Below are 5246 nucleotides of genomic sequence, written 5' to 3'. Positions count from 1 at the left end.
GGTAGGGGGTACGGGACCGTAGAAAACATGGATGTTTTCTACGAGCCCCCAAGGATGGGTTCACGGCGTGTCCCGTACCCCCTACCCGCCGGCCCTGAACCCGTACCCCATCAGCCAAAGGCTGTTCGCGGAAAAAAGAAGGGCACCGAACGATCGGTGCCCTGCTTGGATTTCATCAATGAAACGGCGGAATCAGATTGCCTTGGCAAGCTCCGCGGCCAGGCCGACATAGCCGCCCGGGGTCAGTGCGCGCAGGCTCTGCTTGGCGTCGTCGGGCAGGTCCAGCGACTCGACGAAGGCCTTCATCGAGTCCGGGGTGATGCCCTGGCCGCGGGTGAGGGCCTTGAGCTGCTCGTAGGGGTTGGGCAGGCCATGACGGCGCATGACGGTCTGCACGGCCTCGGCCAGCACTTCCCACGAGGCGTTCAGGTCGGCGTCCAGGCGTTCGGGGTTCACGGTCAGCTTGCCCAGGCCCTTGGCCAGCGAGTCCAGGGCGACCTGGGTGTGGCCGAAGGCAGTGCCGACCGCGCGCAGCACGGTGGAGTCGGTCAGGTCGCGCTGCCAGCGGCTGATCGGCAGCTTGGCGCTGAAATGCTCGAACAGGGCGTTGGCGATGCCGAAGTTGCCTTCGGCGTTCTCGAAGTCGATCGGGTTGACCTTGTGCGGCATGGTCGAGGAGCCGACTTCGCCTTCCTTGAGCTTCTGCTTGAAGTAGCCCAGCGAGATGTAGCCCCAGACGTCGCGGGCCAGGTCGATCAGGATGATGTTGGCGCGGCGCGCGGCATCGCCGATTTCGGCCACGTTGTCGTGCGGCTCGATCTGGGTGGTGTACGGGTTGAACACCAGGCCGAGGCTTTCCACGAAGCGCTGGGCGAAGGCCGGCCAGTCCACGTCCGGGTAGGCGATCACGTGCGCGTTGTAGTTGCCCACCGCGCCGTTGATCTTGCCGGTCAGTTCGACCGCGGCAATCTGGCGGCGCTGGCGCTCCAGGCGGGCGACCACGTTGGCCACTTCCTTGCCCAGGGTGGTCGGCGAGGCGGTCTGGCCGTGGGTGCGCGACAGCATCGGCTGCGCGGCCTGGGCGTGGGCCAGGGCACGCAGGGTGGCGGCGATGCCGTCCAGCGACGGCAGCAGCACCTCGCGGCGGGCCTGCTCCAGCATCAGGCCGTAGCTGAGATTGTTGATGTCTTCGCTGGTGCAGGCGAAATGCACGAACTCCAGCGCCGGACCCAGCTCGGCGTCGGCGGCGAGCTGTTCCTTGATGAAGTACTCCACCGCCTTGACGTCGTGGTTGGTGGTGCGCTCGATCTCCTTCACCCGTGCGGCATGTGCCGGGGCGAAGTCGTCGGCCAGGGCGCGCAGGCGGGCACCGGCGGCGGCGGAGAAGGGCGCCAGCTCGACGATGCCCGGCTCGTTGGCCAGGGCCAGCAGCCACTCCACTTCAACCTTCACGCGGGCCTTGATCAGGCCATATTCGGAGAAGATCGGGCGCAGCGCATCGACCTTGCCGGCATAGCGGCCATCGAGCGGGGACAGGGCGAGCAGGGCGAATTCGGACATGGCAGGGGCAGGGCGATGACGACGGGGGCCGTCATTCTACGCTGCCCCGGCGGTTCCGGCGGGTTCGGCCGCCATCCGTACGGTCACCGCCTGGATGCGGTGGCCGGCCATGCGCCTGACCGTGAAGGTGTGGCCGTCGATCTGCAGCTGTTCGCCCTCTTCAGGCAGGCGCTGCAGCTGGTGGACGATCAGCCCGCCGACCGAGTTCAGGTGCTCGGGGGCGTCCAGATCGTGGCCCAGCAGCCGCTCCAGCCGGAAAATCGAGGTCGACCCGGCCACCAGCAGGGTGCCGTCGGCGCCCCGGGTGGGGGCATCCTTGACGATGTGCGGGTGCTCGTCCTCGATGTCGCCGACCACCACTTCCAGCAGGTCTTCCAGCGTGAAGTAGCCGAGGATGCGGCCATGTTCCTCCACGCACAGGGCCAGGTGGGTGGTGCCGGTGCGGAAGCGCTCCAGCACCAGCGGCACCGGCGTTTCCAGCGCGATCAGGTTGGCCGGGCGCAGCAGCGGGCGCAGGTCGTCGGTGGGCTGGCCGCGCGCGATCTCCACCAGCAGGTCCTTCATGTGCAGGATGCCCAGCACTTCCTCGCCGTCGCGGTCGAACCACGGATAGCGGCTGTAGCGGCTCTCGGCGAACTCGGCCATCACCTCGTCCAGGCCCATGCCGTCGCGGAACGCGCGCAGGTGGTCGCGCGAGCGCATCAGGTCGCCGGCCACCAGCTCGGGCAGCTCCAGCGCGTGGCTCATCAGGGTCAGGCCGTGGTCCGGCGCGTCGCCGGTGGGCTGCTGGCGGCCGACGATCAGTTTCAGTTCCTCGCGCGAGTAGCGGTGCGAGGTGTGTTCGACGTCGCCCCAGCCGGCCAGGCGCAGCAGCGCATTGGCGCTGTTGTTGAGCAGCCAGATCGCCGGGAACATCGCCCAGTAGAACAGGTAGAGCGGTGCGGCGGTCCACAGCGACATGCGGTCGGGGCGGCGGATCGCCATCGACTTCGGCGCCAGTTCGCCGAGCACGATGTGCAGGAACGAAATCACGCTGAAGGCGATGATGAAGGCGGTCAGGCGCGAGGCGTCCGCGCCCATGCCCAGCGCATCGAACAGCGGCTGCAGCAGGTGCGCGAAGGCCGGCTCACCGACCCAGCCCAGGCCCAGCGAGGACAGCGTGATGCCGAGCTGGCACGCCGACAGGTAGGCATCCAGATGCGAATGCACGTTGAGCAGCAGGCGGCCGCGCCAGCCGTGCTGTGCGGCCAGGCCCACCGCCTGGGTATGGCGCAGCTTGACCAGGGCGAACTCGGCGGCAACGAAGAAGCCGTTGAGCAGTACCAGGCCGAAGGCCAGCAGCAGAAGCAGCAGATTGCCGATCATGCGCGGCCCCACGATGACGTCGTCATCGGCGTGGCGGTGTACAGGCCGGCGCGCGGCGCGGGCAGCGGTGCGTGCGCGGCGGCACGCCAGGAACTACTGTCGGGGTCGTCACCCATAGGGGGCGGAAGGCTTTCTGAATGGAGGTGAATCCCGAGTCTAGCCGATCGTTGGCGCGCTTGGGTTTCAGCGCGGCATCGGAGTATCGTGCGCAGAGCCGCCAGCCAGGGAACCAGGCCCGTTGCCAGCCGCCATTCCCTTTCCACACTGAAAGAATCGCGGAGTCATGCAATGAGCAAGGGTTTCAGGATCGAACACGACAGCATGGGTGAGCTGCAGGTACCCGCCGATGCGTTGTGGGGCGCGCAGACGCAGCGCGCAGTGAACAATTTCCCGGTGTCCGGGCAGCGCATGCCGCGCGGGTTCATCCGCGCGCTGGGGCTGGTCAAGGGCGCGGCCGCATCGGTCAATGCCGAGCTGGGCCACCTGCCCAAGAACATCGCCAAGGCCATCGAAGTGGCCGCGGCCGATGTCGCCGATGGCCGGCATGACGCGCATTTTCCGATCGACGTCTACCAGACCGGGTCGGGCACCTCGTCGAACATGAATGCCAACGAGGTCATCGCCACGCTGGCCAATCGCGCCGGCAAGGCCGGCAAGGTCGCGGTGCATCCCAACGACCACGTCAACCAGGGCCAGAGCTCCAATGACGTGATTCCCACCGCGCTGCGCGTGTCGGCGCTGCTCGGCGTGCACGAGCAGCTGCTGCCGGCGCTGGTGCACCTGCGCAAGACCATCGACCGCAAGGGCCGCAGCCTGCGCAAGGTGGTCAAGACCGGTCGCACGCACCTGATGGATGCGATGCCGCTGACGTTCGAGCAGGAGTTCGGTGCGTGGTCGGCACAGCTTGCCTCGGCGCAGGCGCGCATCGAAGACAGCCTCAAGCGGCTGCGTCGGCTGCCGCTGGGCGGCACGGCGATCGGCACCGGCATCAACGCCGACCCGCGCTTCGGCGAGCGTGTGGCCAAGGCGCTCAAGCAGCAGACCGGGGTGAAGTTCGACAGCGCCGAGAACAAGTTCGAGGGCCTGGCCGCGCAGGACGATGCGGTGGAGCTGTCCGGCCAGCTCAACGCGCTGGCGGTGGCGATGATCAAGATCGCCAACGATCTGCGCTGGATGAACGCCGGTCCGCTGGCCGGGCTGGGCGAGATCGAACTGCCGGCGCTGCAGCCGGGCAGCTCGATCATGCCGGGCAAGGTCAATCCGGTGATTCCCGAAGCAACGGTGATGGTGTGTGCGCAGGTGATCGGTCACCACACCGCGATCACCGTGGCCGGTCAGACCGGCAACTTCCAGTTGAACGTGACGCTGCCGCTGATTGCCGCCAACCTGCTGGATGGGATTGGCCTGCTGGCCAACATCTCGCGCCTGCTGGCCGACACCGCGATCGCCGGGCTGACCGTGCGCGAAGACCGCGTGCGCGAAGCACTGGATCGCAACCCGATCCTGGTGACCGCGTTGAACCCGATCATCGGCTATGAAAAGGCCGCCGCGATCGCCAAGCGCGCCTACAAGGAGCAGCGGCCGGTCCTGGACGTGGCCAAGGAAGACAGCGGGCTCTCCGAGGCGGAGCTGCGCACGCTGCTCGACCCGGCGGCGCTGACGGCCGGTGGCATCCACGCCGGCGGTGGCGGCGGCGGTTGATTCCTGCCGATGGAACCGACCAGCGGTCGGTTCCATCGCGGTGAGGCAGCCGACCAGCGGTCGGCGCTACCGGTTCAGTGCCGGTCGGCCTGCAGGTTGTCGAAGGTCTCGGTGTAATCCTTGAACTCCGGGATGCGCGCGACCAGATCCGGCGGGATCGGCTGCATGCCCTCGGGCACCTGGATCTTGACCGAGCGCTTGGCCGGATCCGGCGCGGCATCGGTGAGGGTGTTCTGGCGCAGCACCTGCAGCTGGCCGAACATCTGCTGCAGCAGGGCCTGCTGGCTGGCATCCAGCGGAATCTCGATCTCGTCGATCTTCATGTGGCCGTTCGGCAGCACGATGATGTTCGGCGCGGGTGCGCGGCGCACGGTCAGCATGCCGTCGCTGACGGTGATCTTCGGCTTGCTACGCTCGGCACGATGATTGCGGTACTCCTGGTCGCAGCCGGTGGCGGCCAGGCAGAACAGGGCGAACAGCAGCAGGCACAGCTTCTTCATGAGCAGGCAACGCACGTGGAGGGGAGCCTGATTGTAGTCCTCCCCCCGCGTGACGGGGTCGGGGGGGGGGGGGAAAGCAGCAGGGAGGGGAGATTTCTTTTTCTCCGCCTTGATTGTCGA

Annotated in this window: 4 protein-coding genes; 1 reads left to right on the top strand and 3 read right to left on the bottom strand. The window is 67.5% G+C overall.

Annotation, left to right across the window (positions count from 1 at the left end):
- Nucleotides 1-192: 192 nt before the first annotated feature.
- Both purB and ACO6VK_RS19810 read right to left on the bottom strand, forming a co-directional pair.
- Nucleotides 193-1560, bottom strand: a complete 1368-nt coding sequence (gene purB / locus ACO6VK_RS19815; RefSeq protein ID WP_422510156.1) for an adenylosuccinate lyase — start codon at nucleotides 1558-1560, stop codon at nucleotides 193-195.
- Between the two features lie 36 nt (nucleotides 1561-1596).
- On the bottom strand, nucleotides 1597-2925 hold the full coding sequence (locus ACO6VK_RS19810) for a hemolysin family protein (protein ID WP_422510154.1): 1329 nt from the start codon (nucleotides 2923-2925) through the stop codon (nucleotides 1597-1599).
- 288 nt (nucleotides 2926-3213) lie between these two features.
- On the opposite strand from ACO6VK_RS19810, the gene ACO6VK_RS19805 reads away from it, so the two are divergent.
- On the top strand, nucleotides 3214-4626 hold the full coding sequence (locus tag ACO6VK_RS19805; protein WP_422510152.1) for a class II fumarate hydratase: 1413 nt from the start codon (nucleotides 3214-3216) through the stop codon (nucleotides 4624-4626).
- A gap of 74 nt (nucleotides 4627-4700) precedes the next feature.
- On the opposite strand, the gene ACO6VK_RS19800 is transcribed toward ACO6VK_RS19805, so the two are convergent.
- Complete coding sequence (locus ACO6VK_RS19800) at nucleotides 4701-5126, bottom strand: hypothetical protein (protein ID WP_422510158.1); 426 nt, start codon at nucleotides 5124-5126, stop codon at nucleotides 4701-4703.
- Between the last annotated feature and the right edge of the window lie 120 nt (nucleotides 5127-5246).

It is taken from the genome of Stenotrophomonas sp. GZD-301 (assembly GCF_049310345.1).
Classification (GTDB): domain Bacteria; phylum Pseudomonadota; class Gammaproteobacteria; order Xanthomonadales; family Xanthomonadaceae; genus Stenotrophomonas.
This window is presented reverse-complemented; position numbering and strand designations above follow the sequence as displayed.

Coding starts and splice junctions, on each gene's coding strand:
- ACO6VK_RS19805 (WP_422510152.1), top strand. CDS start 3,214: ATGAGCAAGGGTTTCAGGATCGAACACGACAGCATGGGTGAGCTGCAG.
- purB (WP_422510156.1), bottom strand. CDS start 1,560: ATGTCCGAATTCGCCCTGCTCGCCCTGTCCCCGCTCGATGGCCGCTAT.
- ACO6VK_RS19800 (WP_422510158.1), bottom strand. CDS start 5,126: ATGAAGAAGCTGTGCCTGCTGCTGTTCGCCCTGTTCTGCCTGGCCGCC.
- ACO6VK_RS19810 (WP_422510154.1), bottom strand. CDS start 2,925: ATGATCGGCAATCTGCTGCTTCTGCTGCTGGCCTTCGGCCTGGTACTG.